Source organism: Occallatibacter sp., from assembly GCF_049582745.1.
Lineage (GTDB): Bacteria > Acidobacteriota > Terriglobia > Terriglobales > Acidobacteriaceae > Telmatobacter.
On sequence record NZ_JBAUUO010000016.1, the window covers coordinates 1 to 24,855 of the forward strand.

27 protein-coding genes are annotated in these 24,855 nt (G+C 57.0%); 8 read left to right on the plus strand and 19 right to left on the minus strand.

Going from position 1 to position 24,855, the window contains the following annotated elements:
* The 3 genes from WCA10_RS02310 to WCA10_RS02320 all read left to right on the plus strand — a co-directional run.
* The coding region (locus WCA10_RS02310) for an IS66 family transposase (RefSeq protein ID WP_472820869.1) at window positions 1-653 on the plus strand (653 nt) is incomplete at its 5' end.
* Between the two features lie 194 nt (window positions 654-847).
* Complete coding sequence (locus WCA10_RS02315; RefSeq protein ID WP_472820870.1) at window positions 848-3,034, plus strand: DUF1156 domain-containing protein; 2,187 nt, start codon at window positions 848-850, stop codon at window positions 3,032-3,034.
* Window positions 3,018-4,058: a hypothetical protein gene (locus tag WCA10_RS02320; RefSeq protein WP_472820871.1), complete on the plus strand. Its 1,041-nt coding sequence runs from the start codon at window positions 3,018-3,020 to the stop codon at window positions 4,056-4,058. The genes WCA10_RS02315 and WCA10_RS02320 overlap by 17 nt, the downstream gene beginning before the upstream one ends.
* A 209-nt stretch (window positions 4,059-4,267) precedes the next feature.
* On the opposite strand, the gene WCA10_RS02325 is transcribed toward WCA10_RS02320, so the two are convergent.
* From WCA10_RS02325 to WCA10_RS02365, 9 genes are all read right to left on the minus strand, one after another.
* Window positions 4,268-4,873, minus strand: coding sequence for a siphovirus Gp157 family protein (locus WCA10_RS02325; protein WP_472820872.1), 606 nt, complete (start codon window positions 4,871-4,873; stop codon window positions 4,268-4,270).
* 42 nt (window positions 4,874-4,915) lie between these two features.
* Window positions 4,916-5,374 (minus strand): ribonuclease H family protein, encoded by a 459-nt coding sequence (locus WCA10_RS02330; RefSeq protein ID WP_472820873.1) that lies wholly within the window; start codon window positions 5,372-5,374, stop codon window positions 4,916-4,918.
* A 106-nt stretch (window positions 5,375-5,480) separates the two neighbouring features.
* Window positions 5,481-6,689, minus strand: a complete 1,209-nt coding sequence (locus tag WCA10_RS02335) for a vWA domain-containing protein (RefSeq protein WP_472820874.1) — start codon at window positions 6,687-6,689, stop codon at window positions 5,481-5,483.
* The gene (locus tag WCA10_RS02340; protein ID WP_472820875.1) at window positions 6,686-7,621 is read right to left on the minus strand and encodes a hypothetical protein; all 936 of its coding nucleotides are present in this window, start codon (window positions 7,619-7,621) and stop codon (window positions 6,686-6,688) included. Before WCA10_RS02340 ends, WCA10_RS02335 begins: the two co-directional genes overlap by 4 nt.
* Window positions 7,618-8,628: an AAA family ATPase gene (locus tag WCA10_RS02345; protein ID WP_472820876.1), complete on the minus strand. Its 1,011-nt coding sequence runs from the start codon at window positions 8,626-8,628 to the stop codon at window positions 7,618-7,620. The genes WCA10_RS02340 and WCA10_RS02345 overlap by 4 nt, the downstream gene beginning before the upstream one ends.
* 138 nt (window positions 8,629-8,766) lie before the next feature.
* Window positions 8,767-9,414, minus strand: coding sequence for an RES family NAD+ phosphorylase (locus WCA10_RS02350; RefSeq protein WP_472820877.1), 648 nt, complete (start codon window positions 9,412-9,414; stop codon window positions 8,767-8,769).
* A complete protein-coding gene (locus WCA10_RS02355) occupies window positions 9,407-10,075 on the minus strand; it encodes a hypothetical protein (RefSeq protein ID WP_472820878.1) in 669 nt (222 codons plus the stop codon). Before WCA10_RS02355 ends, WCA10_RS02350 begins: the two co-directional genes overlap by 8 nt.
* A gap of 123 nt (window positions 10,076-10,198) precedes the next feature.
* On the minus strand, window positions 10,199-10,729 hold the full coding sequence (locus tag WCA10_RS02360) for a PRTRC system protein E (protein ID WP_472820879.1): 531 nt from the start codon (window positions 10,727-10,729) through the stop codon (window positions 10,199-10,201).
* Window positions 10,730-10,751: 22 nt separating this feature from the next.
* Complete coding sequence (locus WCA10_RS02365; protein WP_472820880.1) at window positions 10,752-11,075, minus strand: hypothetical protein; 324 nt, start codon at window positions 11,073-11,075, stop codon at window positions 10,752-10,754.
* A gap of 196 nt (window positions 11,076-11,271) precedes the next feature.
* Between WCA10_RS02365 and tcmP the strand changes: the two genes are divergently transcribed.
* Window positions 11,272-12,168 carry a three-Cys-motif partner protein TcmP gene (tcmP, locus tag WCA10_RS02370; protein WP_472820881.1) on the plus strand — a complete coding sequence of 299 codons (897 nt, stop codon included), beginning with the start codon at window positions 11,272-11,274 and terminating at the stop codon, window positions 12,166-12,168.
* Between the two features lie 3 nt (window positions 12,169-12,171).
* Window positions 12,172-12,984, plus strand: coding sequence for a DUF5131 family protein (locus tag WCA10_RS02375; RefSeq protein WP_472820882.1), 813 nt, complete (start codon window positions 12,172-12,174; stop codon window positions 12,982-12,984).
* 371 nt (window positions 12,985-13,355) lie between these two features.
* Here the strand turns inward: WCA10_RS02375 and WCA10_RS02380 are convergent, their stop codons facing one another.
* The 8 genes from WCA10_RS02380 to WCA10_RS02415 all read right to left on the minus strand — a co-directional run bounded on the left by WCA10_RS02380 (window position 13,356) and on the right by WCA10_RS02415 (window position 19,843).
* Window positions 13,356-14,180, minus strand: a complete 825-nt coding sequence (locus tag WCA10_RS02380; protein ID WP_472820883.1) for a PRTRC system ThiF family protein — start codon at window positions 14,178-14,180, stop codon at window positions 13,356-13,358.
* A gap of 1 nt (window position 14,181) precedes the next feature.
* Window positions 14,182-14,889, minus strand: coding sequence for a PRTRC system protein B (locus WCA10_RS02385; RefSeq protein ID WP_472820884.1), 708 nt, complete (start codon window positions 14,887-14,889; stop codon window positions 14,182-14,184).
* Window positions 14,840-15,823: a hypothetical protein gene (locus tag WCA10_RS02390; protein WP_472820885.1), complete on the minus strand. Its 984-nt coding sequence runs from the start codon at window positions 15,821-15,823 to the stop codon at window positions 14,840-14,842. Before WCA10_RS02390 ends, WCA10_RS02385 begins: the two co-directional genes overlap by 50 nt.
* A 47-nt stretch (window positions 15,824-15,870) precedes the next feature.
* Entirely contained in the window at window positions 15,871-16,089 is a 219-nt protein-coding gene (locus WCA10_RS02395; RefSeq protein WP_472820886.1) for a hypothetical protein, read from the minus strand.
* Between the two features lie 3 nt (window positions 16,090-16,092).
* Window positions 16,093-16,305, minus strand: a complete 213-nt coding sequence (locus tag WCA10_RS02400) for a PRTRC system protein C (protein ID WP_472820887.1) — start codon at window positions 16,303-16,305, stop codon at window positions 16,093-16,095.
* 46 nt (window positions 16,306-16,351) lie between these two features.
* Window positions 16,352-16,882, minus strand: a complete 531-nt coding sequence (locus WCA10_RS02405; protein WP_472820888.1) for a hypothetical protein — start codon at window positions 16,880-16,882, stop codon at window positions 16,352-16,354.
* Window positions 16,883-17,075: 193 nt separating this feature from the next.
* Window positions 17,076-17,399: a helix-turn-helix domain-containing protein gene (locus tag WCA10_RS02410; RefSeq protein WP_472820889.1), complete on the minus strand. Its 324-nt coding sequence runs from the start codon at window positions 17,397-17,399 to the stop codon at window positions 17,076-17,078.
* Window positions 17,400-17,536: 137 nt separating this feature from the next.
* Window positions 17,537-19,843, minus strand: coding sequence for a helicase-related protein (locus WCA10_RS02415; protein WP_472820890.1), 2,307 nt, complete (start codon window positions 19,841-19,843; stop codon window positions 17,537-17,539).
* Window positions 19,844-20,354: 511 nt separating this feature from the next.
* Between WCA10_RS02415 and WCA10_RS02420 the strand changes: the two genes are divergently transcribed.
* Genes WCA10_RS02420 through WCA10_RS02430 form a run of 3 tightly spaced genes read left to right on the plus strand, consistent with a single transcriptional unit; the run spans window position 20,355 to window position 22,730 of the window.
* A complete protein-coding gene (locus WCA10_RS02420; RefSeq protein ID WP_472820891.1) occupies window positions 20,355-21,125 on the plus strand; it encodes a hypothetical protein in 771 nt (256 codons plus the stop codon).
* Between the two features lie 9 nt (window positions 21,126-21,134).
* On the plus strand, window positions 21,135-21,659 hold the full coding sequence (locus tag WCA10_RS02425) for a hypothetical protein (protein WP_472820892.1): 525 nt from the start codon (window positions 21,135-21,137) through the stop codon (window positions 21,657-21,659).
* Between the two features lie 21 nt (window positions 21,660-21,680).
* The gene (locus WCA10_RS02430) at window positions 21,681-22,730 is read left to right on the plus strand and encodes a hypothetical protein (protein ID WP_472820893.1); all 1,050 of its coding nucleotides are present in this window, start codon (window positions 21,681-21,683) and stop codon (window positions 22,728-22,730) included.
* Between the two features lie 207 nt (window positions 22,731-22,937).
* Here WCA10_RS02430 and WCA10_RS02435 read toward each other — a convergent pair whose 3' ends face one another.
* On the minus strand, window positions 22,938-23,618 hold the full coding sequence (locus WCA10_RS02435; protein ID WP_472820894.1) for a hypothetical protein: 681 nt from the start codon (window positions 23,616-23,618) through the stop codon (window positions 22,938-22,940).
* Window positions 23,584-24,657 (minus strand): DUF6094 domain-containing protein, encoded by a 1,074-nt coding sequence (locus tag WCA10_RS02440; protein WP_472820895.1) that lies wholly within the window; start codon window positions 24,655-24,657, stop codon window positions 23,584-23,586. The genes WCA10_RS02435 and WCA10_RS02440 overlap by 35 nt, the downstream gene beginning before the upstream one ends.
* Window positions 24,658-24,855 lie beyond the last annotated feature (198 nt).

A 24,855-nucleotide genomic window follows, 5' to 3' on the forward strand; every position in this document is an offset into this window, starting at 1 on the left:
GCAACTTCGAAGGACTTCTCCAAACGGATGGCTACGCCGCATATGATCGCGTGGGCGGGCCGAAGATGGTGCATGCAGCCTGCTGGAGCCACTCCAGAAGATATTTCGTGGATGCGGTCAAACTCAATAAGCAGGATGCTGCATCCATCCGCGCGGTTGAACTGATAAACGAGTTATTCGCCATCGATGCTCAAGCGCGGAACGAAAAGATGGACCACGCCGCACGCCACGCACTGCGCCATGAGAAGGCTCCGCCGCTGCTCGAAGAAATCCGCACCCACATCCTCGATATGAGCAAGACGGTGCTGCCCAAGAGCGCCCCCGGACAGGCCTGCAGATACACGCTTGCCATTTGGAAAAAGCTGATCTGCTTCCTCGATCATCCCCAACTGGAACTCAGTAACAACGTGGCGGAGAATTCAATGCGACCGATCGCTCTTGGCCGAGGCAACTGGATCCACATCGGGAGCGAGCCCGCCGGACCTCGCGTAGCCGCTATCATCTCCGTGATCGAAAGCTGTCGCCGCCTCAAAATCCCGGTGCGCGATTACCTCGCCGACATCCTGCCTGGGCTTGCGAACGCACCGCTTCAAAACATCGCAGACCTTACTCCCGCAACCTGGGCCGCCAAAAAATGCCGACAATGCACTTAGTCTGACGCTTACGAGGAAGTGGACGAATCACCACGGGACCTTAGCACTGCAAATTCAATCAGATAGGAACATCATTCGCCCGCATCTTCTTGATGCCGAATGTGTTAGCCTTGATACTGATAGAACCCAAGATGCTCGGCGAGGCTACTCACATTGGCCTGAACCATCCCCATCGGAACCTAGAGGCGGGCCGCATGTCGATTGAAACTCGTTTTGATGTTCCCCTGATTGCCGCTATGGCGCTCAAGGAGAAGCAAATCCAGCAAAACTATAGGCCCATCATCGCCGTGCATAAGTGGTTTGCCCGTCGTCCCGGCACCCTATTCAGAGGACTGGTTCTGTCCGAATTCAGCGACCGGCCACTTTCAGAATGCTTCTTCGAAGCAAATGACTTTCCCGGAAGGATGGTCGCGGATCCTTTCATGGGAGGCGGAACACCGTTACTCGAGGCCAACCGCGTTGGGTGCGATGTTCAGGGTTTCGACATCAATCCCATGGCGGCTTGGATCGTTCGGGAAGAGATCGAACACCTAGATTTGGTTGCCTATCGTGAGGCCGCAGATGGTCTCGTTGAGGCTTTGGAGCAAGATATCGGCGCCGGCTATGTGACTGACTGCCCACTCTACGGGGACCGAGATGTACCAGTGAAGTACTTTTTATGGATCAAGGTTCTCAACTGCGAGAAATGCAGCAAAGAATTCGATCTGTTTCCCGGCTATCTCGTGGCAGAGGATTCCCGACACCCTAAGAACGTGCTTGTGTGTTCCTATTGCGGTGACCTAAACGAGGTTGCAAATCTTGAGCATCCCGGCAAGTGCTCTTCCTGCCGTCGCGCGTTGATCGTGACCGGTCCTGCAAAGCGGAATCGGTGCGCTTGCCCCGCGTGTGGCCACGTTAATACGTATCCGCGTGCCGCATCAGGACCTCTCAGGCACCGGATGTTCGCCATTGAGTATTACAACCCCAAGCGCAAAGACGGCCATTCAGGGCGGTTTTTCAAGAGGCCCGATGCCAAAGACCTAAAGCGTGCCAAGGCTGCTTCGGCGCGCTGGCATAGCCTGGAGCCTCGCTTTACCCCGCAACAGGAGATTCTGCCGGGTGACGAGACCGACCGGTTGCATCGCTGGGGGTATCGTCACTATCGAGACTTGTTCAATGACCGACAACTGCTTGGCCTCGAAGCGAGTTGCAGGCTTATCGTCGCTCAGCCCGACCAGCGCGTCAGGCGTGCGCTCGCAACAAATCTCTCAGACTTGCTGCGTTATCAAAATATGCTGTGCCGCTATGACACAATGGCCCTGAAATCGCTGGATATCTTCTCGGTTCATGGCTTTCCCGTCGGCCTCGTCTACTGTGAATCCAACTTGCTCGGGATCATCAATGGGAATGGCATCAATGTCGGCTCGGGTGGGTGGGTAAACATCATCGACAAATACGCCAAGGCTAAGCGCTACTGTGAGGCCCCATTCGAGGTGATCCAGAAAGCGGGCCGGAAGATCAACGTGCCGATTCCCGGGGAGTGGATCGGCGAGCGATTGAACGGAGGGCGTCGGCGCAATGTTTCGATTCGCTGCACCAGTGCGACCACGGTCGAACTTCCTCCAAACAGCCTTGACGCAGTTTTCACCGATCCGCCGTACTTCGGGAATGTTCAATACGGCGAATTGATGGATTTTTGTTACGTGTGGCTCCGTCAGCTTGTCAGTAATGAGGCAGAGGGCTTTGACCGCCTTTCAACCCGCTCACTGGAGGAACTCACCGGGAATCAGACTGAATCGCGCGGCTTGGAGGAGTTTGCCGAAGGCCTCGCGGCGGTCTATCGTGCTATGGCGTGCGCCCTGAAGCCAGGTGCGCCCCTTGCTTTCACATTCCATCACAACCGACTGGAAGCCTACGAAACGGTCGCTGTTGCCATTTTGGATGCCGGGCTCACCTGTTCGATGACCTTGCCCTGTCCCGCTGAAATGGGGGGCTCCATTCACATTCACGGCACTGGATCTTCCGTCGTCGATACCGTTTTTGTATGCCGCACTGAGGCCGTTTTTGCTTATCAGCAATTCGCAACGCTCCGTGAGTTGACCGCGCTCGTCCGGCACGAGTTGGATCAACTTCGGAATGCGGGGTTGAAGGTCTCGGCAGGGGACATTCGCTGCGTCGTCTACGGCCACCTGACCCACATGGCAATTTGGAACCTCCGGTCAAAATGGGATGTGAAGGTACCGACGATTGAGCGTCTGCGCTGCGTCCGTGCGGAAATGAATTCGTTGGGCGATTTTCAGTCCGTGATTGATGAACTTTCAGAGCAAGAGCGCTCGATCATTCCTACCCTGACTTCTACAGGTGATCTGTTTGAGGACATTCCTGATGCCGTTTCCATTTGAGGTGCCTTTTGCCGAACTCGATGCAAACTTGGACACGTACGTTGATGCGATCTTTGGTGCATTGAGTTCAGAGTTTCTGACATTGCCTAAAGGAAACGGGTTCATTGAATATCCGGTCTTTGAACAGGGCTATGAAGCGCTGAAGCGCACGACAGGCGACTTCCGCGATATGTCGGCAGAACCGGTGATCGAACTTATTCTCAAAGTCCCGGTTGCTTTTATCGTTCTTCGTTCGATGTTAGGATTCACGCCACCCGAATGGGCGTACGTTGCAACGCAGCGAAGTGGCGTGGAGGTTCCGCAAGGTGCAGCCCGGACCCTTGATCGAAACATCCGTATGAATCCGCTGGCGGCTCTGAAATTCAACGGCGGGGTTGGTGGAGCGCGCCTCCGAGCGCTCGTGGTCGCAGCATGCGAACTCCTCACCGAAGGAGCTCCAACCAACGAACGCACCCCAGAACTGATTCACCGCCTCGATAAGGCAGACACCCGTGACGGGATAAAAAGCATCCAGCCCATGGCCGATCTTGGTGTGCCTTATGCGATGTTGCTATACGAGCGATTCCTTGGGCGCCCTTTTGCTGGCCATCGAGATTCTGTGAGTGAGCTCGTGGGCGATGTTTTGGAGACGGCCATCGAAGGGGTGCTCACGCGCGCGGGTATAAGCCACCGCAAGACCAAACGGGCCGAGCGTATCACCGGTTTTGATCAAGCGCCGGATTTCATCATTCCCAACGAGTTCAACCCACACATCGTGATCGAGGCGAAGATCACTGAGGACGACGGCACAGCACGAGACAAGGTGACGCGCGTGCAACATCTTGGGGAACTCAGCACTCAGGGGCTCAATCCGGGCGACCCACCGCGATTCGAGGTGGTCGCGTGTATTGCTGGACGTGGCTTCAAAGTTCGCCGCGAGGATATGAAGAAACTGATTCTTGCGACGCGAGGGAAGGTTTTCACGCTTCAAACCTTAGCCCGGTTGGTTGATTGCACCCGCCTCGGCGAGTACAAGACAAAGTAAGCCCACACCATGGGCTGCTCATTGACCTTGTGACTGTTCGAGAGGATGCTGCGGTTTGTAGAGCCAAGAGAGCACTGTTGAGTTAGTTGGTCTCCAACCCCGAGCTTAATAATATCCAGCCAGTGCCCCAGGGAAATGCCTATCGGAGGTTGGAGTGTATCGGGCAGGTGAACTCAGGAACCAATTTGCTGCGAACAGGCGGACATTGCTTAGGCTACTCTCAGATGCGAACCTCGGCGGACTTCCGTTCCAGGCACTTGTTCATTGCGCAGCGCAGCCGCTTTGATGGCGTCAGCGTTTGGTCGCGCCTCTTGAACCGATGACTCCAGCGCTTCTGCAAGTTCGTCTGGGAGTAGTGAGAGGATTGTCTCCCATACGACTCCGTCGATCCGCGCGTCAATCCGGCAATAGGACTTCGGCACTGCGGATTCGTCAGTGATCCGAACCGAGTCCTGACTATTCTTCTGAACGCGGAGAGTGAATTGCTGCCCTTCAACCTTCTTTAGATCCCGGCTCAGCAGATAATAGATCACCATGTGCTTGGTACGCTCGACTTTATTTGCCGCGGCGCGAGCTCGATCGCTTAGCCTCGCAGCTTCGATGCGGCAGAATTGTTCGCGAGTCTCCATTATGCGCAAGAAGCGGCCAATTCGGTCAACCTTCTCGCCGTGTGCTTCGCAGAATTGTTGGAATCGGGCAACCAGATCTTCCGAAGGCTCACCTTCGGACTCGACCTGCTCCTGAATCTCCTCAAGCAGTCCATCGAGTTCCATATCAATTTCAAACAGCGAGCTTGCTTCTGCAATTGAAGCCATGAGCGTTTCTCCTTCTGTCAAAACGTGAGGTCATAGCCGGCATCAAGCAGCGGCCTTCTGTTGCACCCAAAGAGTGCGGGCGGCCTGATAGGCCAGTGCGTCAGCCCGCGTCTGTTCGCCGTTCCCGTTATGCCCTTTGATCCACGTCCAACGAATGTAATGCCGGGCATTCAACCCGATCAGCTCCGCCCACAATGCCCGGTGCTGAAGGTGACTTCCGCGCCTGTTTCGCCAGCCCTGTCGCTGCCACTGGAAAACGAAGACTCGCATTCCATAAATGAGGTATTCCGAGTCCGAATGGAGTTCGACGCGAGCCCGGTCTCGCAGCGGCCGAAGCGCCTCGACCGCTGCGACCAACTCCATTTCCGAGATGGTCGTCCAAGGAAGGGAGCCGGACATCTCCCAACGCGCTTTCTCCTGCTTTACGACAGCGCCCCATCCACCTGGCCCCGGATTACCGATCGCGGAACCGTCCGTGAAAATGCGATACGTCTGATTCACAGAGAGCCTCCTTCCCCAAGTCAGTTGGGGCGACGATCGAATAGTTGGGGTGAGATTGCGATCCTTAAATGCCAGTGCGCGTGCCGCATCTTTTAACTCGCCTGGGTTAGGCGGCTCGCATGGGAATGACCTCGCCGAATGGCGCCTTTTGGCTCCCGGTCGAAGCCCACAGGACGGGATAAGAGGGAGGAGACGCCGGAAACGAACCATACAGGTCGGTCAGAAAGACCAGAGTCTGAGGCTGGATGCCTCTATCGTCCAGCCATTCGAAGCACGGACCAAACTCCGTTCCACCGCCGCCGACCGGGTTCAGTTCAATGCGCTGCCCGGCTTCGTAGGTCTCCACTTTCTGAACTACAGCGTCGAAGTAGAGAACGTAAACGCGCTCCGGCCGTGCCCCGTCGAGAATGGAACGCACTTCGGCTTCAAAGAGCCGCAGTTGCCGCCCGCTCACTGAGCCGGAGCAGTCAACCGCGATCGCGACCTCACCAACGCCTTCCCGCACCACACCCGGCAGATAGAGCCCTGTCCAGAGGTGGCGGCGGTTGGGGCGCATCCAGCTATAGTCCGCCTGGATCGTGTCCAACCAGTGGCGCCGCAGCAGTTCGCGCCAGTCGACCGCGGCCTCTGCCGCTCCTTCCAGAGTCCGATTGAGTCCGGCTGGAACCTTGCCCGCGTGCTTGGCAATCGTCGCAGCCTGGTTGACTGCTATGTTCCACTCCCTCTCCTGTTCCTCAGTTGTCGGGGAATCCTCGTCAGGCGCCCGCGCATCGAGCACTTGACCGATTCCGCCTTCGGTCCTGGGAGCGGAGGGTTTATTCGCATCGCCCGCGGCTTGCTGCTCGGCATTAGACCCATCCTCTCCAGACTCACCCTCTTCGTGCTCGGTGCTGGGATCTTGCCCGGCTTCCGTTTCAAGGAGGTTGTAGATCTGCTCCGCGCTCATTCCACGAAAGCGGTTGTCGAGAAGGATTCCCTCGGGCAGGCTGAGTCCCGCGTCAACGAGCAGAGGATTGATGGCGAAATCGCATGCCACATTCCACCGCTTTGGATCGCGCCCCGAGCGCCGCACATGATGGTGCAGAGCCGGATGCATGACCTCATGAGCCAGCGTTCCCGCCAGGGTCGCAGCGTTGAGCGTTTCAACGAATTGAGGATTGTAGTAGAGCGACACTCCGTCGGTCGCCATGGTTTCAATGGACCCACACTCCAAGTCTTTCAATCGAAACAGAAGCGAGCCGAAGAAGGGATGGTCGAGCACCAGAGCGGTGCGCGCTTTCTGAATACGGCGCGCGGTCGGTGTTTCACTTCTCATGCGGCCGCGGGCGCCTCCATGAACGCGGACATGCGGGTGAAGATGTCGTCGGCGGTCTGGCCAACAGCAGTTTCTGCAGCCTGCCGGCCGCGCAACACATCGTCCATCTGGGCAACGATGTTGGCAGCGTCGGCCGCGGTAGTCACGCGCAGCAGGTCATGTTTCTTGAGGTCCTGTGCCGAGTAGTTGCAAAGCCGCTGTTTGATTTGGTCCGCGAAGCGGTTCAGATCAGCGTCGCCATTGACGTTGAGTCGTGGCAACAACTCGACGATGTCGAGGACGTTGGTGACCAGCGAACCGTGAAACCGCGATTCCGGTTCGTTCAACCGGTCAACCATATGCGCAACTGCTTCTCGCACTCGGCGCCACAAGTCCTCGGTCCCGCGTGTCAGCGATTCGCGGACGTTGGCATCGATTTCGCGCGAGACCCGTGCCTGCTCCTCGGCCGACATCTGGACGCGGAAGTCGGCGCCGGACGGAATGGGCAGAACCTCGAGCTTGACACCGAACTTCTTCCGCAGCTTTTCCGCGGAGGGATAGTCTTCTTCGCGGAAGAGCCCGTTCAACTCCGGCCTCACCTGCTCAATGTACTGTGGGTAGACGCCAAGGAAGCCTTCCACTCCCTGCTCGAAGCTCGCTTCGAACTCACGCATCCGGGCCATGAGATCGAAATAGAAGTTCGCCGGCAAGAGACGAAATCCTTCGTCCGACCAGGGCAGGGTGATCTTGTAGAAATACTGCCGGATCTGCCCGGCGAGAGTGCGCAATTCTTCTAGTTTGTCGGCGCCACGCAAAAGTTGTTTGTTGTACCGACCGGCGCCCTTATGCGCTCCGTGTTGATCCGCCACATCGCGGCTGACCTTGCGATCGTGCTTGACCGCCGTCCAGATGCTGATGTGGACGGCGGCGAGCATCGCCTTTTCCGTAATCATCGAAGGACCTCCCGGTAATCCACTCCGAAGCGAACGAACTCTGGAGTGTGAGTTATGGCGGTATCCCGCGCCGCCGCATCGCGCATGGCCATCACCCGCATCTCGGTTGGCATCCGGTCGAGATACGCGATTCCTCTCCCTACCGAGGTGTCACTCAAGACCCTGCCCAGGGCGGTAGCAATGGCGATTTGCGCGGAAGGCTCCGTGGGAAGCGGCGCCGTCGCAGGATTGAGCAGAATCTCGTCAATCGACGGAAGCTGACGAAACAGCCGCAGGAAAGCGACAAGCTCCGAGGCCGCTGCCGGACCCACGGTTCCATCCAGGAGCTGCGCCTCAAATTCGCTCGTCCCCGACAGAAGCTGTGTCTTCTGACGACGGGCTATCCCGCAAAGGACCTGTGAGGCCATCTCCCAGGAACGCGGAGTGGGCCAGGAGTTGGCGTCTGAGGTCGTGTCGGCCGTGTGCAGAAGTTCTGGCTTGAAGCGGAGGAAGGCGATGATCTCGGGACGGACCTGAGCCTTGACCGCCCACCGGCACCAGTCGTCTAGATCCGGTTCAAGGTCCAGATGCACGAAGCGATTGCGCAACGGTCTGGGCATGGCGAAGTGAACGCCGCGTTCCGAGGCCGGATTGCCGGCGGCGATGACTACCCAGCCGTCGGGCAGCACATACTCACCGAGCTTTCGGTCGAGCACGAGTTGGTAGCAGCCCGCCTGGGTCATCTGCGGAGCAGCGGTCAGCTCGTCGAGGAAGAGGATGCCCTTGCCGGCAGTCGGCAAGAACTTCGGGGGTACCCATTCTGTCAGATCCGCCGAGATTCGAGGCAATCCGCGCAGGTCGACCGGATCGAGTTGCACTGCTCTCACATCGAGAAAGTCGTAGTCGAGATCGCTGGCGACCTGGGAGACGATCTGTGACTTCCCAACGCCGCACGCGCCCCAGATGTGCAGGGGCACACGTTCGCCAATGAGCGCGTGAAGCGCCTCATAGAGCTTCGATGGTTTCATGGAATTTTCCTTCGGATTCTGGACGGTAAAACTGTGCAGACAGTGGGCTCTAAGGAACAGAGCCGCACTCTGGTTCCCCTGGCAGGCAGGGAGAGAGTATCCGCACTACGCAGAGTACTGCGATGATTAGCGGGAGTATTAGTGGAGCAAAACCTTCAGGTCGGTCGCCAACTGGACGACAAAGTCCTCAGCAACGCCATTCCTGACGAGCGGTCGCCCGAGCCTGGCATCGATGAGTTGAGAAGCATTTATCCTGCTTCCGAACAGCACGACCGCGAGCGCCCGGTCATCCTGCCGCGAAGACCAGAGAAATCCCTGAAGTTTAGGATGAGCAGCGTACACCAACTCGGCCCAACCACGCGTTGCGGGGTAGTGAGCCTTGGTCGTGTCGATGAGCTGCCGAGGAGGAATGCCAAGTCCCCGCAAGGCAACCTTGCTCAGATCGAGGAGCTGAAAGTCGGCCTGGAACAGGATCGTTGAACACACCCTGCCTGCCAGTCTCCTGGCATCGACATGCTTGAATCCTGTGCGATAGGGAATGTCGCGAAACACGCTCTCCATCAGGGCGCCGCGAGGCGTGGTCGCCGCATACAGCGTCGGAATCACCTTGCCCGATGGATCAAGGATTGGACTGAAGCGAGCATTGCCTTTGGGACTGGGGTTAAATTGATCGACAGCGTAGATCGCATCATGGACGCGATACATCGTCTGGCCCGAGCCCCAGGTGGTGAGCTTGATCTTCGTCGGGACAATGGGCGCTGCGGTGATTGCTGCTCGTTTAGCCATGTTCGTACTCGGCCATCTCATCTTTGGCCGCGGCAATCACGCGTTCGGGATCGGCAGCCAGGACATCCTGTGGACGCTCGTCGTCAAGGAAGCTGTTGAGCCCTGCAAACCAGAATGCCAGTCCCCACCCGTCCTTGGCATCTCCGAAGACTTCTAATATCTCGGCCATCTCCCTGCGAGGGCGATGGTCTGCCGGGTTCAGGGCATAGAGCGGCAGGTAATCTTCCCGGCCATGCTGGATCGCAAAGATCTCGCGGCTCCGCTTCCACTTGTTCGGCTGCACGCTCAGGTTGGTCGAACTGAATCCGGCAAGCTTGGCAACCTCGGTGGCGGGAAGAAAATCCCCGCTGTTCAAAATGGCGGTCTTGGCTTCGATGAGCATACGTGCCTGCTCACGCGCCGCCTTCGACGGGGTGACATCGGTCAACAGAAGATTGACCATTTTTTTGAGCGTATCTTCCTGCCGCTCCTGGATGAGTTGGGGCAGAAACTCCACGACCTGATGGATGACGCGCTCAGCCGCAGCGCCCTGTTCGTTGTCCGCAAAGGTGACAGCCACCGTCCTGCGCCCCGGAGACAGGTTGAGCTGCCGGATGACGTCGCGTCCGCTGCCACTCAGGACAGCCGACCCAACCTCTTCAATTTGCTTGGCTTGTGCCATGAAAGCCTCCGCTGCGAATTACCGCTTCCGATATAAGATTATCATGATTTTCGCTCTAACCAAAATAATCTTAACCCAGCCAGCCTCTTGGCTTAGGGCTGCACGCAACGGAAGCAGTCCCGCTCAAGCCGCCTCGTCGAAGTCATCTTCGTTGCTATCGACATCCTCTTCGTCTGCTTGCGGAGATAAATCCTCTTCCTCGTCCTGAACAGGGCCAGGAATGGTTTCCGGCACCGGCACATCGAAGAGGCTGGCCGCCCTGGCGGGTTCGGCCGGTTTCTGGGGAGTCGGCTTCGGAGTTTCAGCAGCCTTTGCCGGTTCCGCTTTCGGAACAACTCTCGTGGCTGTCGTCTTCGATTTCGCTCGGGCTTCTGCCTGAGCCGTTTTCGCCGCGGTCTCCATCTCGGACTTCGCACGGTCCAGGGTGTTCTTGAGTTCAAGGTGCGAGGAAACGAAGTTGACCAGCGTTGCCGGCAGGTCGCGGTCGAGTTCTTCCGCAGTGCCGGTCACAGTAACAGGCGTAGTAAGCGCGGCGTTCTCACCGTCCTTCAGCTTCTGCGGGATGACGTTCACGCGAATCTGGTCATCTTCAATATGGGTGACGGTCAGCAGGACGGCGCGCTGCCGCAGGTAGGGAGCAAGCTCTTTGAACATGGGTGTCTCCTGGTGAAATGGGTCACTTGGGGCGTGACCCTTTCCTCATTGGCTTTCTGAGTTCCGGATCATCCCAGTGCAAGGTATAGCGCCGGCCGAGCGCCAGGTTCTCTTGGTAGGCGATCGGATCGCAGTCTCGCTGCCACAAAAGACGATAGAGGTTATTGACCGCCGACTTCATGATCTTCTTCATCTCTTCATCGGAGATGTGGGAGATTTCCTGATTACCGCGGCAAAACTTGCACGGCTTTCCTGCATGCAAGTCTTCGATCGGCCCATTGCGAAAAGCTAAGGCGACCAGGGCCTTTGCCTCCTTTGCCAAATCGGGATCGAGCGTCATTTTCATGGACTGCCTCACGGCTCCACGATACGCCGAAGTCTGGTGGCAATAGGAGATGCTGCGATCCGTTTCCGGAGATATGAGCCATCGGAGGACGGTCAATGAGCGCGTTGGCCTGTTCTCGTCAAGTGACAATCGCCTTCAAGTTTGCCCATGATTGGTGGACCTAATACGAAGACTAAGGCATTAATGAACCTGAGTCATGTACGGTCAGTTTTCTGAAATGAACCATAGAATCAAAAGAGCAGAGCTTTCTATGGACGAGTTTTGTGTTTCCGATGATGGACTTATCTTTCCTGAAATAGGGCCATGGGCTGAGGAGAAATATCGCCTCATCGCCCTGTATGACCATCTATTCGCGAAGGGAATGAAAGATAAGTGGGACGTTCGCGTGTACGTCGATCTTTATGCCGGGGCCGGCTTTGGTAAGGTCAAGGGGGCCGAAACCAGGCTGATGGGGTCACCTATCGTTGCTCTAAACGTGGAGTTCCCATTCGATCGCTATATCTTCTGTGAGCAAGACCCGGAAAAGCTCGACGCCTTGCGGCAGCGGGTGAGACGTCTTGCCCCGTCAGCCGACGTAGTCTTCATCGGCGGCGACTGTGACGAATGCGGTGAAGAGATTCTGCATGCGATACCACGAGGTTCGGCGTCGAGAAAAGTGCTCAGCCTGTGCCTTGTGGACCCTTACGATTTCGGGTTCAAATTCGATACGCTGAAGCGCCTGTCCGCTGCCTATATGGATTTCATGGTTCTTCTTGCGGCTCAGATGGACGCCAATCGCAATTATGAAAACTACATGGCGGCAGGAAGCACCAAAATAGCCGAGGCTCTGGGCGTAAAGGACTGGCGCCAGCGCTGGGAAGCGTCCAATCTGCCACGGAACCGTTTCCCGGTGTTCCTCGCCGAGGAGTTCGCGCAAAGCATGACGACTATCGGTTATCTACCAAGAAAAGCACATGACATGAAGCGCGTGAAGACGTACGACAACAATATGGCCCTGTATTACCTAGCTTTGTTCTCGAAGCACCAGAGAGCCTACGAGTTCTGGAAAGACGTTTTGAAGTATGGTACAAATCAGCGGACCCTCTGGGAGTAAGGCATGTCTACGAATTCCAAAATCGAATGGACAGACGCCACATGGAACCCCGTTCGCGGTTGCACTAAGGTCAGTCCGGGATGCAAGCATTGCTATGCGGAACGGTTCGCTGAGCGGTTTCGCGGGATTGAAGGCCATCCCTTCGGACAAGGCTTCGATCTGCGTCTCGTACCGGAGAAGTTGGGGGAGCCGCTGCGCTGGAGTGAGCCGAAGATGATCTTCGTGAACTCGATGAGCGATTTATTTCATCCCGGTGTGCCGGATTCATTCATCGAGCAGGTGACGAGGACGATGCAAGTTGCCAGATGGCATACCTATCAGGTCCTCACGAAACGCCCGGAACGCATGAAAGAGCTGCTCAACGGCATATTGCGTGACGCAGCCGCTGAAAAGCACATCTGGTGGGGAGTATCGGTCGAAAACCGGAAGCATGGCGTTCCTCGCATTGCGCAACTGCAAGACATGCCCGCAGCCGTCCGTTTCTTATCCGTGGAGCCGCTGCTTGAAGACGTCGGGACAATCTCCCTCAAGGGTATTTCGTGGGTCATCGTGGGCGGAGAAAGCGGTCCCGGCGCCAGGCCGATGAAAGAGGAATGGGTCATCTCGATACAGAAACAGTGCGAGGATGCTGGAATACCGTTCTTCTTCAAGCAATGGGGCGGCGTGCACAAGAAGGTCCATGGCCGTACCTTGAGGGGGCGCACGCATAACGGCTTTCCCAAGCGTGTAAAGAATCCAACGTTACCCGCAATGGACCGAATGAAGCGCGCAATTGAGATGGAGCGTTCTGCGCTGGTTCAGATAGCGCACGTATAGAGCTGCAACGTTATTACCTCAGCGGCGTGTAGCCGGATAAATGTGAACAAGCTTGGATACAGGACGAAGAAACTCGGCGTCTCCGCTGCGAAAAGGAGGGCGCAAAAGAAATAACCCGCCCACAGCCCACAAAGCCTGGTGTCGTCCTTCTCAGAACAAATCGAATGGTAATCGCGAAAGCGCGCTATTAACATTTGCAACCAACCTTAGCGCTCTTAGATTTCCGCATAATCGCCGAGTCACTCACCGAGCCATTGACGAGGAGCCAAACGAGTAGTCCCCAATATTTACCTTGGCAAACTCTTCGCACGCCCAAAGGGCCGCTGCCACGTGGAATACGTGGCAGGATTCGGTAGAATCGGCTGCAGTGATCACACGAGTTTAACTGTAGGTGGACCTGCCTTCTTTGATCGCCGCCGCAACTTCGACCATAGATCGGGATCGACAGGCAATGCGCACATCTTGCCTGACTGCGCGTTGAAGAATGCCCCATGATAGGCGAGCTTGCCGTACCGAAACAGTTGCGCCAACATGGCCAGCGCACTCGCAGCCAGCGTCTGGTTGATGAAAGGCTCCTGCCTATCCAGGGATTCAACGGCCGAGCAACTCGGCAACGGGTCTTCGCCCGACTCTGTATCAATGATCTCCGGGAATAGTTCACTCGCAGTACGGAGACGATCCGACTTGCGGCGGTTGCGCGCGTTCAGCGGCTGGCCGAGAACAAATTGGCCGCTCGCCGCATTGTTGCCAACGTCGAGCCAATAGCAGGTCCGGCTTAAGGCGCGCGAGAACGAATCGTCGATTGCCTTGCGGGCGGCGCGTGTATCCACACACCCAAAGACAAGGTCGGGGCACCGGTCCTGGTTACGGTCAAAGGACCGAGCGTGGAAATGATTGGGGATCGCCGACCAGTTCGTTCCCCAGAACAGATTGATGCGATTGATGAGGACGGTTGCCTTGTTCTGACCGATGTCGGAGATTGAGAAGGGCTGCCGGACGCAGTTCGTTTCAGAGACCTGGTCGGCATCCATTAGGGCAACTTCGATGCCGTAGCGATGTCCCCAGGCGCGCATCGCCTGGTCGAGGTAAGGCAGACCCATAATGATGGCGCTCCCGGTTCCGCCGGCTCCGACCACGAGAACTCGCACTGCACGATGTCGGAGCAGATCGGGCGGGAGGGTGTGCTCGATGCGCATGCTACTCCCTCCCTCCCCGCACGAACTGCGCAAGCGTCTGTGGCAACTGGATCAACGTCTTGACGGGAAACTGTGTGCGTTTGTCCGCAACGTCGCTCCACAGTCCCTCAAAGCCTCCCGTGTGGCGCGTCAATCGACCCACATTGGAGTGTGTGAAAGCGCTCTCGTAGAAGCCACGCTCCCATTCCGGAATCGAGGCTGCCCTTGCACTGTCTGGACGGCGCATCGTTCCAGTACAAACACGGCCGTCGTCCGACAGGTTCCAGAACGGCGCCACCGCAAGTGTCGTCGTTGCCGCCGGCCGCCGGTTATCGGCAAGAGCTCGAATCTTGAGATCTCCGTTCTCTACACGCCATACCAAAGCAGGCTGCGGAAATGTTCGGCCATTCAGGCTCGTGGCCTTTTGCTCGGCGTTCTCATAGAACATCTGCCGGCGGCACACCGCGGTCCACCAGACAATCATGCGGTCGCCCTTGGCGAGCACATTTTCAGGGAGAACTTCGGCGGAGGATGGGCCCGAAAGCGAACGCACCAGCGATTCGAGAAATCCAAGCATAAGCGGCTGGGCCGGTTCGAGTGTTGGTGGGGCGTTTTTGTGGAGTGTTACCTGGTGCCGGGTGACAAAGCTGCGTTGACGGTCGCCATAGACCAGTAGCGCCTCACGCAGCTCGAAACGATGGTTCTCCCCGATCGAGACATGTACCTGCATGGCGTTTCTCCCATTCCGCGAGAGCCTCCACCAGTTGGAAGAGTTCGTAATTTAGAGCGATGAACCGCCCAACCACGCGCAGCGCGTGCCGCACCTCTTCATGTTTCTGCGGAGAGAAGACCACTCCCAACGTCGGCTCCGCGCTCCCCTCCAGCATGTACTGGCTCTCTTCGTCAAAACATGCGACAGCTGCGTCGTGCTCTTTGAAGGCCACCAGCAGGGATGGCAATGGAATCGTGTCATAGCCGCCATCCTCTCGGAAATATGCGTCGGCTGGCAGCCTCATGCGAGAAAGGCGCTGGATCGCTCGCAGGCGTTCGATCCAGCCGCGGAATTTCCCCCTCGCGTGCTTCATAAGAAGCTGCCGCGCGCCGAGTGTGAATGCGCGATGGTCCTCGGATTTCAACGTCTTCCGAATGCACTCTGGCAGCGCCTTCTCGGCTTCGGGAAACTCATACTGCTCGCGATTCGCCTCCTCTTCCTCGGCGTATTCGTGCATCCGCTCCTCATACTGCAAGGCATCATCGTGGTTATAGATCCGCATCACTCGATAGAGCGCGTAAGTCAGCGTCCAGTAGAACGCCGCACCGAGACCCGGGGACTCCTCCTCAAGCGCCGCAATCGCCGGGCCGACCTTGAGAAATCCGCACCCGGTACATTCGATCGTCACGGCCAGCCGTCCATTGCCGAGTAACTTGTCCTCGCCGTCCCGTTCCGCTACGTCACTCACGTTCAGGTGATACTCGGCGTTGCGCTGAAGCAGGTTCCAACGCTCCTCGCCGATTGATTCCATGATGGCGCGCTGGGCGAAGACCTGTGCGCTTCCTTCGCACTTCTGCCATGTTTCCGGACCTCCCAACCCTTCTTTCACCAAAGCTGCGCAGAGGTCATAGAGCAATTCGGCGCGGAACTCGTGGCTGTAGGTTGTTGGCACTGCGCCGAGCAGAGGCAGTGCCTGCGTGAAAACCGGCGCGAGCGTGGTTATCCCAGCGGGGGCAATAGTTCGATTGGAGCCGGCAGCGGATGGCCGTCGCTTGGGCTGTACCGATCTATCGCTTCGACCAGACACTGAGCGGCTTTGAGAGAGTCTTTGCATTGAAAGTGCCTCACGAGTATCTGGCTCGACTCCGGAGGTGGGGCGATCGCCTTCGCCGCGAATAGTTCCACCAGGTCCGCCGCCTTCGTCACTTTCGATCGCATACTTCAGCCCTTCGTGCCGATCGCTCGGCTGAAGGTGTACCGCAACACTGAGCCCGTGGCTTCGGGGCCCGACACCGACGCCGTGGCAATCTCTGGATAGTTGGGTGTAAGCAAGTCGCGGACTTGTTCCACGGTAAGGTCCGGACCCGGATCGGGAATGCGAATCCCGTTGTAGTGGAACTCGCGCACCAGCGCTTCAACTTTGAGAGTGGTCATCGCAATTCTCCTTGGGAATCTGTAGATGGGTGAGACTGAGGGCTGGTTAGAAGAGGGTCATCTGAACCGAGGTGGTGGGCGGAGCATCCTCAACTTTGACCAGACACCGCGTTGTGTCCTGCGATCGCTCCTCTTCAAGTCCGGCCGCCGGAGCCAATCGATATCTCGCCTGCAGACGATTGAATTCGCGCAACTCTGCGGCGCGCAGTGCTTCGTTAGCCCGCAGTTCGTACCGCTCCAGATAATTGCGTTTAAGCATGACCTGCTGGACCGCGTGCTCCACGTCACTGAACGTGAACTTCGGGTCTCCGTGGCAGGGCCAATGGAGCAGTTTCTGAACGAATCCAAGCCTGTGTCGATCCCCCGTAAACCATGTTGAGTAGAAGCCTTCGATGTCGTAGTGCGCAATGTGGCCGAAGGTCATCGAGAGCCGGTTGTAGAACTTCTTCGTGAAAAGCTCTCGCGCGCAGTTGGCGTCAAGAAAATGCAGTAATGCGTTGCCGAAGTTCGCTTTTTCGGCCGAAGTAGAAAACTGTGTGGGAACGAACTCGTTAGGGAGGAATGGACCCTTTGGCATGATCGCCTCGTGCAAAGCAAAAGGCCAGCCGAAGCTGACCTCCTGCATTGCCTTGATTAGGCCGGAAGCACCAGCCTCGTTGGACCTATACTCCCACACAACCCACCATCATCGTTGAACGTTGTTAAGGAGCAGCTTTTTGAACCGGAAGAGAGTGGGCAGCATTCACGATGCTGCCAATGCGGGAACGACATCACGCCGCCGCTTCGCCTATTTCTCTGAGCTTGCGGTATACAGTGGTCTTGCCGATTCCGAGCAACCGTGCAGCTTCGAGAGGTCTGCGATTCGATCTCTCGTAGGCTGCCACGATCATCGCTCGCTCCACCTCCGCCATAGTCGGAAAGACTCCCGTCTCTGGAACCTGCGCTAACACGAGTGGGGCTACTGAATCCACGCACTGCTGCGTCAACCGCTCGGTTGCCGTGGAGATCAATCTGGAGGCCTGTTCGAGCTTTTGGAGGCATTGCAGGTCCTGCCGGATCACGATCTTCTCTACCACTCGCTCAACAATCCTCACGATCGGCTCAGGCAGAGCCGTCCCACAACGCCGGCAATTGGCTCGATCACTCCATTGGACAAGTTCGCAACTGCGGCAACGAACCTTTTCCCGTTCATCGCTCATGATGTCACCTCTCAAGATGCAAGCAGCCCGGCTCAGTCAAAGAGACTGAGCTGCACATTGGTTTCTGTGGCGGTCGGCCAAATCGCGGCCTTCTTCCGCTTCTTTGAAGGCAGGTTCGGTTCGATCAGGTGGATTCCGAATGGCGCCGGAGCAAGTTCTGCGGCGATCAAGCCCGGAAGGTCGGGCGCCAGTTCGGACTCCTCTTCGGATTCAGGTTCCACAGAAGTGGGGCGCGGCAGCACTTTCTCGCGTTCGTGGCCGAGGTCCCGCCAAATAGCATCGGCGGATTCTCCGACACCGGCCTTTTCGACCAGTTCCCGCGCCATCGCGCTCATCAGGTCTTCGTCTGTGTCGAGCGCCTGCAGACCTTCACCCGAGAACTTGCCCTCCATCATGAGCGCGACCAGCATCTTCTTGCCCATCAAACGGAGGCAGGTCTCCTGCATCGTGCCGGAGTAGGTGACGAACTTCACCCGCACAGGGAATCTCTGCCCGATGCGCCACGATCTTCGACTCGCCTGGCGCAAGGTATGCAGCGAATACCCGGTCTCGTAGAAGTAGAGTGTCGGAAAGGCCAGCAGATCCAATCCCGTCTCGACCAGCTTGGGATGGCAAATCACCACCTGGACACCGGCCTTCAACTGCCGCTCGTACCAATCCTCTCGTTTATCAGTGGCAACGGATGAGCGGAGGATGGCGACACGAATGCCATCCTGCCGCAGCACAGCCTCCAATCGCAACGTGACGTCCTTCTCGCCCGTATAGGTGGCATAGACCTGGCAGCGTCTTCCCTGCCGCAACTCCTCTTTCACGTCGGCTATCAGCGCGCGCTCCTTCGCGTAGAGAGTCTCTCGCGTGAGGTTCTCCGGTTCAGTCACCAGGAACTTCACATACTCCTTCGTTTGCGGATCGAAGGCCCGCGCCCAAATCTCATCGAAGTCATAGGGATGATCGGGATAGAGCAGGAGCGTGTTGAGCAGGATGCTCATCAGACTCTTGTTTCCGCGATGTGCTTTCATCGCGGAGCGAATATCCTCCTCCAACTGCTCGTAAGCCTGCTGCAGGACATCGTCCATATCAACCGAAATGACGCTCTCGTCGTATCGCGGCAGATTGTCCGAAATGTCCTCAAGCGACAGAAACGCCGTCGTGGTCATCAGGAATTTGCCGAAGAGCATCGGCGATGCTCCGGGCTTGCGCAGAACCCGGACCGTCTTCTTGGTCGCCCTGGAACAGGCGTTGTCTGACTCTTCCACCTTCTCGATGGTTTCGAGGACACCGTACTGCTCCTGGAAGTCTCGGCGGCCTTGCCCTCCGTATGCGAAACCCTCGCGCACCATCGCGTGCGGCTCCATGCGGTAGAAGATGTTGAACAGGTCGTCGGCGTACCCGCCCATCAGCGTTCCGGTGAGCGCGATCAGTCTCTGCGCCGCGCGTCCGAGCACGCCAAGTCCGTTGCCTTGCGCCGTGTCGCCGGCCAATTGGTGCAGTTCATCGGCGATGGCGAAATCAAACCACCCGCGCATGTAGCGCCCGATGTACTCGATGGGCGCCATCCGTTGAATGCGCGACCGGTCGGCCTGCCACAGCGCGGAGTAGCGTGTGGTGCCGCCGCGGGGCGCGGTCAGAGCCTCCGAAACCTTGAGCTTGTCGGTGAAATCGAGCGCCGTAAGCTTCTGCATCTCCGAATCGAGAATGGCAACTCCGGAATCCGGATTGACGACGCCGCCCAGATTCGGACCGGACTTTGCCTTGAGATAGACGTGCTCCCAGAAGTAGCCCAGCTTGCCTTTGTCCTTGCCCGTAATAAAGAAGGTCGGCCCAGGGAAGCGCTTCCGCCATTCCTTGCGGCCCATGCGCCGCATTTCGGCCAGTCTGAGGCGCTTGCCCTCGTAAACCGTCTTGCCTTTGCTCAGCTTCACCTCGCAGATGCCGTGCGGCCGGCTGGGATCGCCGCCATTGCGCATGTCCTCGATGAGAAAGGCGCGGGCGCGCGGGATGGTCATCAAGACCTCGCGCGCCCACTTGTGCGTGATGTGCGATGGGCACATTACGAGAGTGGTACTGGGTCGCCCATCCGCCAGCACATGGATTGTGCCCAAAGCCATATAGGTCTTGCCCGCGCCGCACTCGGCGACGATGCGCGCTGCCTTTGCCTGGCGCAGATACTTGGCAGTCCCAGTAATGGCAAGCCCCTGAGCGGGGAGCGCCTTGCGCAGAAGGGACGCTATTGCCGGAGCAATGGGGTCTTTGGTGCTCTGCAGTGGAGGATAGGTTTCGAGAATGCGCGAGCCCAGTTCAGCTGCGTGGGCTCTGAGGTAATCGAACGAGGATTCCATGCGGTCGCCTCACAAGGGAGCACTTTGGTGAGAACTCAGTCGATACTTTGGAAAGGAGATGGGTGATGCTGGTGAAAATGCGGAAACAGGAGATAAATTGCCGACGATTCGACGACACACCAGAAACTTGAAAACATAGAGCGACAGAACTCTTCAATGAGCGTCACGGTTTGTCGGCGCTCTTCTGCTCAGGATTTCTTGCGTGATGCCGACTTCGCAGAACCGATAATTTCTCTGTTAGTTGCCCGGGCGGCTGGGCCGCAACAGAGGATGGTTGGCCCCGCTAATTCGGGTTCCCCTACTGCGATTCATCGCCGAGGTACATAGCCAGGGAGACCAGCACAGAAAGCGCGGTTTGGCTTGTCGCGAACTGAGCTTCTTTTGTGCAGAAATGCGCGCGCACCTGCCGCCCCCGCTCACGAACATCTAAGCCGCGCGGACATCATGACTCCAAGCCGCGATTTACAGCGAGAGGCCAGTGTGATAGAGTCCGTTTCCAAAAGGTGAACACATGAAAATCGGCGATCTTAATACACGTAGTGTGTCTGTTTTCCGTTTGCTGGCTCTTTGCGCCATTGGCTCGGTGGTGTTTCTCGGGGCACAGCTTGCCTATTCGCAGTCAACCCTTGAGAGCGACGTGGACAATGCACGCGTCATTGAAATGACTCATAAGGGCCTCGGAGATGACGTGATTATTGCGCGGATAAAGGCGAGCGCAACGAAGTTTGACCTATCAGATGACGATCTGGCTGCCCTCAAGAAAGCCGGAGTTTCCGATCCCGTTGTGGCGGCCATGATTCAGTCAACGCAATTGACGAGTCCCAAAGTCACGATTGATGGGAACCCCGTCCAAGTTCGCACAATTGGCGAGCAGAAGGTCGGCGGCCGACTCGGGCACACTGTTTCCTTAGGGATTATGTCCGTAAAGAACAAGGCATATCTGCAAGGACAACACGCCTCGATAATAGCTTCCCGAAAAGCCGTGATCGATATTGAACTACCGGCTAATGAAAATATCGATAACTATATCGTTGTCGAGATGGACGATAAGGGTGACCGGCGAGAAATCGAGATCGGCTCCGTTGGCGGGACTGTAGGGGAAAAGGTTGGGATTCGAGCCGATAGGATCGTCCGCACTTCCGCAACTCCGCTTGGTGGCCGCCGTTTTAGGGTTTCGCCAGTAAAGGAATTGAAGAAGGGCGAATACATCTTGTACTCAGTCGGGTCCGCAGATTTCCCTCATGCCGTTTATGGGCAGGGCTTTGATTTCACAGTCCAGTGATTAGCGGCCATGAGAACATTGCGAGTCCATTTCACAACCCGTTTTCCGCTGGTTCTTGCTGCGGCTCTAATCTCACTTTTGCCGGCTTATGCTTTCTCTCAGACAACAGAAAATAAGAAAGCAAATACCGTTCTATTGCCTGACGGGACACCAATCCACCTAGTCCTAATGGACGATTTGCAAGGGACAAAGCTCCATGTCAAGCAGACGGTTCATTTCAAGGTGCGCCAGGACATCGTCTTTGGTTCCAGACTCATCGTGAGAACTGGCACTGAGGCAATCGGACATATTGAATCAATATCAAAAAGCGGTCTCTTGGGAAAATCGGGAAGACTTGTTCTGCAATTCGACTATGTGGAGACTGTTTCTGGCGCGAAAATTCCTTTGCGGGGCGGAGCGCGGGTTAGCGGAGGAAAGGGTGGTGCGCTCACCGGGGTATCGGCTCTTTGGTACGGCCCAGATGCAAGCATGCCTGTGGGAACGATAATCAATGCCTACGTCAACCAAGACCAAAAGCTGACGTTTCCCTTGTGATTGCCCATATCGGAGCAGACCATGTCCATGATCGATTTGAGCGAGACAGAGTTTCATGCCGCAATCCGCAAGACAGATAGCCCATCGGCAATGGGTGCTGTAGAACTGCTGAAGGCTGCATTCTGGGTAATGTCGTATCCGATGCAGGCCCAGGCGTTGATGCTGTTTCACCAAGCGCTCGAAGTTGCGTGCAAAGGTCTGCTAGAGGAGATACACGTGCTCCTGGCAGCAGATAAGGTGGAATACGAGTTGTCAAAATGGGCTGTAAAGGAACGCCTCGCGGCACATCGCTTGGGGCGCAAATTAAAGACGGATCTTGATCCCGATGATTTTCCCCTTTCGAGGACTTGCTCATTCCAAGAAGCCTGGAGCAGGGTACGCGAAATGTCATCGCTCCGGACTTTTGAGGCTGCCGGCCTCCCTGAGATGACCAAGCTTCGAAACGAAATTACACATTTCGGCGCAAAACAGGGTAAGGAATTCGAATACTCTCAAGCAATTCTCAAGACTGCGCTCCCGGCCCTTGAACAGTTCTATAGCGAATGTTACGACGGGTTGAGCTTTAAGGCTTTGCTCGGGGAAGGTCTTATGCGAGAGTTGCGCGTCGCTCAGGAATATCTCTCCGCCATCGGGAAGGATAAGAACCTGCCGAAGGGGCGGTTGCTTCATACGTTCACTTGCAAGTATCAGGAATCCCTGGTGATTGGGGTAGCACATCTTCTTTTCGACGACTGCGGTGACATGCTTGATCTCGGCTGGGGCCGACATGATGTGAACAGGAAGATATATTCGAAGCTCGACTCTCACCCCAACGAGCGCGGTCATCTACTTGGCGAAAGCCTGTATCTCAGTTGCAAAATCTGTAGCAATATCGGAATCATTGTCGGAATAGACGACGAAGAGGAGTATGAGCTAGACGGGAAGAGAGCCGTTGATCCTTGCTCGCTGTTCTGCCCGTCCTGTGGCTTAAATCTGCCGAGGGAATATAAGGTACTGGCGAACTTACACTTCGGTCCGATCACTGAAGAAATGATCGGTGATGAGGCTTGGAGAAAAGAAATCCCGAGGTGAAAAGGGTCTTCATACTGTTTCGCTTTTCGACGTTAAGGAACGCAGAAACCAGTTTGGGTTAGGCTGTCAGCTCCGGATTGGTCCTCGTAAGTGCCCTTGTCGCCGGGATGGATTCTTGATTGATGCGTGCTCGCTGCATCGCTCAGGGAGCGGCTCGGAGTCTGTTTTCGGCGAAATTCAACACTTTTGCAATTAAGGAACGGACTATCAGGAAACTGGCAGACCAGAGCCTATCAATCCCGATGTCGCAGGGGCCGGAAACAGTGATGCCGACAGGGCGAATCGAGGCCAAACTATCGGCCCATTGTTCTCCGGAAAGGCCAGCATCTCTGAGCGCAGACCTTCACCGATCCACTCAAGCACATCCTCGGTGGTTGCCGAGATCTGACCAGGTTCGCAGCCGATCCCGTCGATCTCCTCAATCCTCTTTTTTCCCTCGACGATCCCAAGGATGTGGTCTGCCCATGTCGGATCGGCAGGCAGCCCAAGGAAGCTCACCAGCGTGGCCCAAGCCTCCTCGCGACGGTATCGCAACAGGATCGTCCGTCCCGCGCTACCATTGGTGTGGAGTTCCTGGGACACCGCCAGCAGATGGCGCACAGGATGTTTCCGGCCCGGCAAAGTCACTGCCCCTTTGTAGCAGGAGGCATGTTCGCCGAGCGTCACGTCCTTTACCGTACCGTCCGGAAAGGTCAAGTTGAAGGCGGCCTTCTCGTGAACGGCCGCCGTGATTGCGCCAACATCCGAGTCATTTCCGAAGACGCTCAGAAGATGTGCCTGCCGATCTTTCCCGATATAGCGATCGACTCGCAGGCGAATTCGGGTAGATGCCTTTTCCGTGAAGCGCACGTACTCAAGCAGCCCGAACCGTAGGTGTGCATTCTCCATCGGCTTCGTCCTCCTTCTTCGCCGGCGTTTCAGTAAGCTTCAGCGTCCTCCCATCGGCGTAGACAAGGTACAACTCATTGGCCCACCGCTCCCGATGGTGAATGATCTCGGTGTCTCCGTCCTGTTCCACAAACGTCGTCACATGCTTGACCGAACGCCAGCGGGCTATGTGCCGGTCGTCTCCCTGGCCGAAGACGCCGTTCAAGAGGCCCGCGGTACACAGAAGCCCAACATGGCCGCCATGCAGCGGCGTGATGGGCCGGCCAGTCGCAACGTCCTCATGTGGCATCAACAGCGGCGCCGCCTGCTTCCATGCGCCCGATTGCGGTAGCAGGTCTTCCAGCAAATCGTAGGGGAGGCCGCGATAGCTCAGTTCGGCCTCGTGCGACGGAGGAATTGAATATGGCGGGCACACGCCAGGCTGCAACTCAGCCAATCCCAGGAAGCTGCCATACAGGCCAACGCTCAAAAGCTGCCGCTTATTGTTCTCAACGGCTGTTCCTCTGACGTCGCGCCGCAGGCCAAGCACCGCGATTTGCCGGTACTTGACCGATTCCTCATCTGTCATGCGAAGAACGGCGAGCTGGGTGAAGTGGGAAGCAAGGATGCCGGCGCAGTCATGCAATCGCTCGAACGGGATCACCAGGATGAGAACGCCTTCCATAACTAGCCAGCGGTAGGTATGTTCCAGGAACACGGCTTCCATTCGGCGATTGGCGATTGGGCCGATTTCCGAGTCATAGGGCGGATTCAGATACAGGAGCGAGAAGGATTCGGGCCGCGCAATAGCGTCAAAAGCATTGCCCTGGATGGTCTCGATACCGTTGGCGCCGGCGATCCGCGCACGTTCGGCATCGAGTTCGACACCATAGCGCCGGACGGAAGCTTCGCTGCTCACAAGCTTCAACGCAGTGCCTTGTCCGACGCAAGGATCGATCACCGAAGCCGGCCCAGTGAAGGAAAGCATCGCGCGAAGTTTGACTCCCTCGCCTTCCGGCAATGGGTAGTAACCCATTTTCAGGCGTGCGACATTCCGCATGGATACACCTCAATTCGTGGAATTTCTCATAAAATGAGCCAGCTAGGAACTTCCACCTTCAGGGATGGACGCGCGCGTTGGGCATTTCCCGTCAACCCGGGATCATGCCTAGGCAGATCAGCGAACACTGGCCGACTTGACGTTACCCATTTGGCGCCAATCAACATCCGCAGATGAAACACATGCGCGAAGCACCAA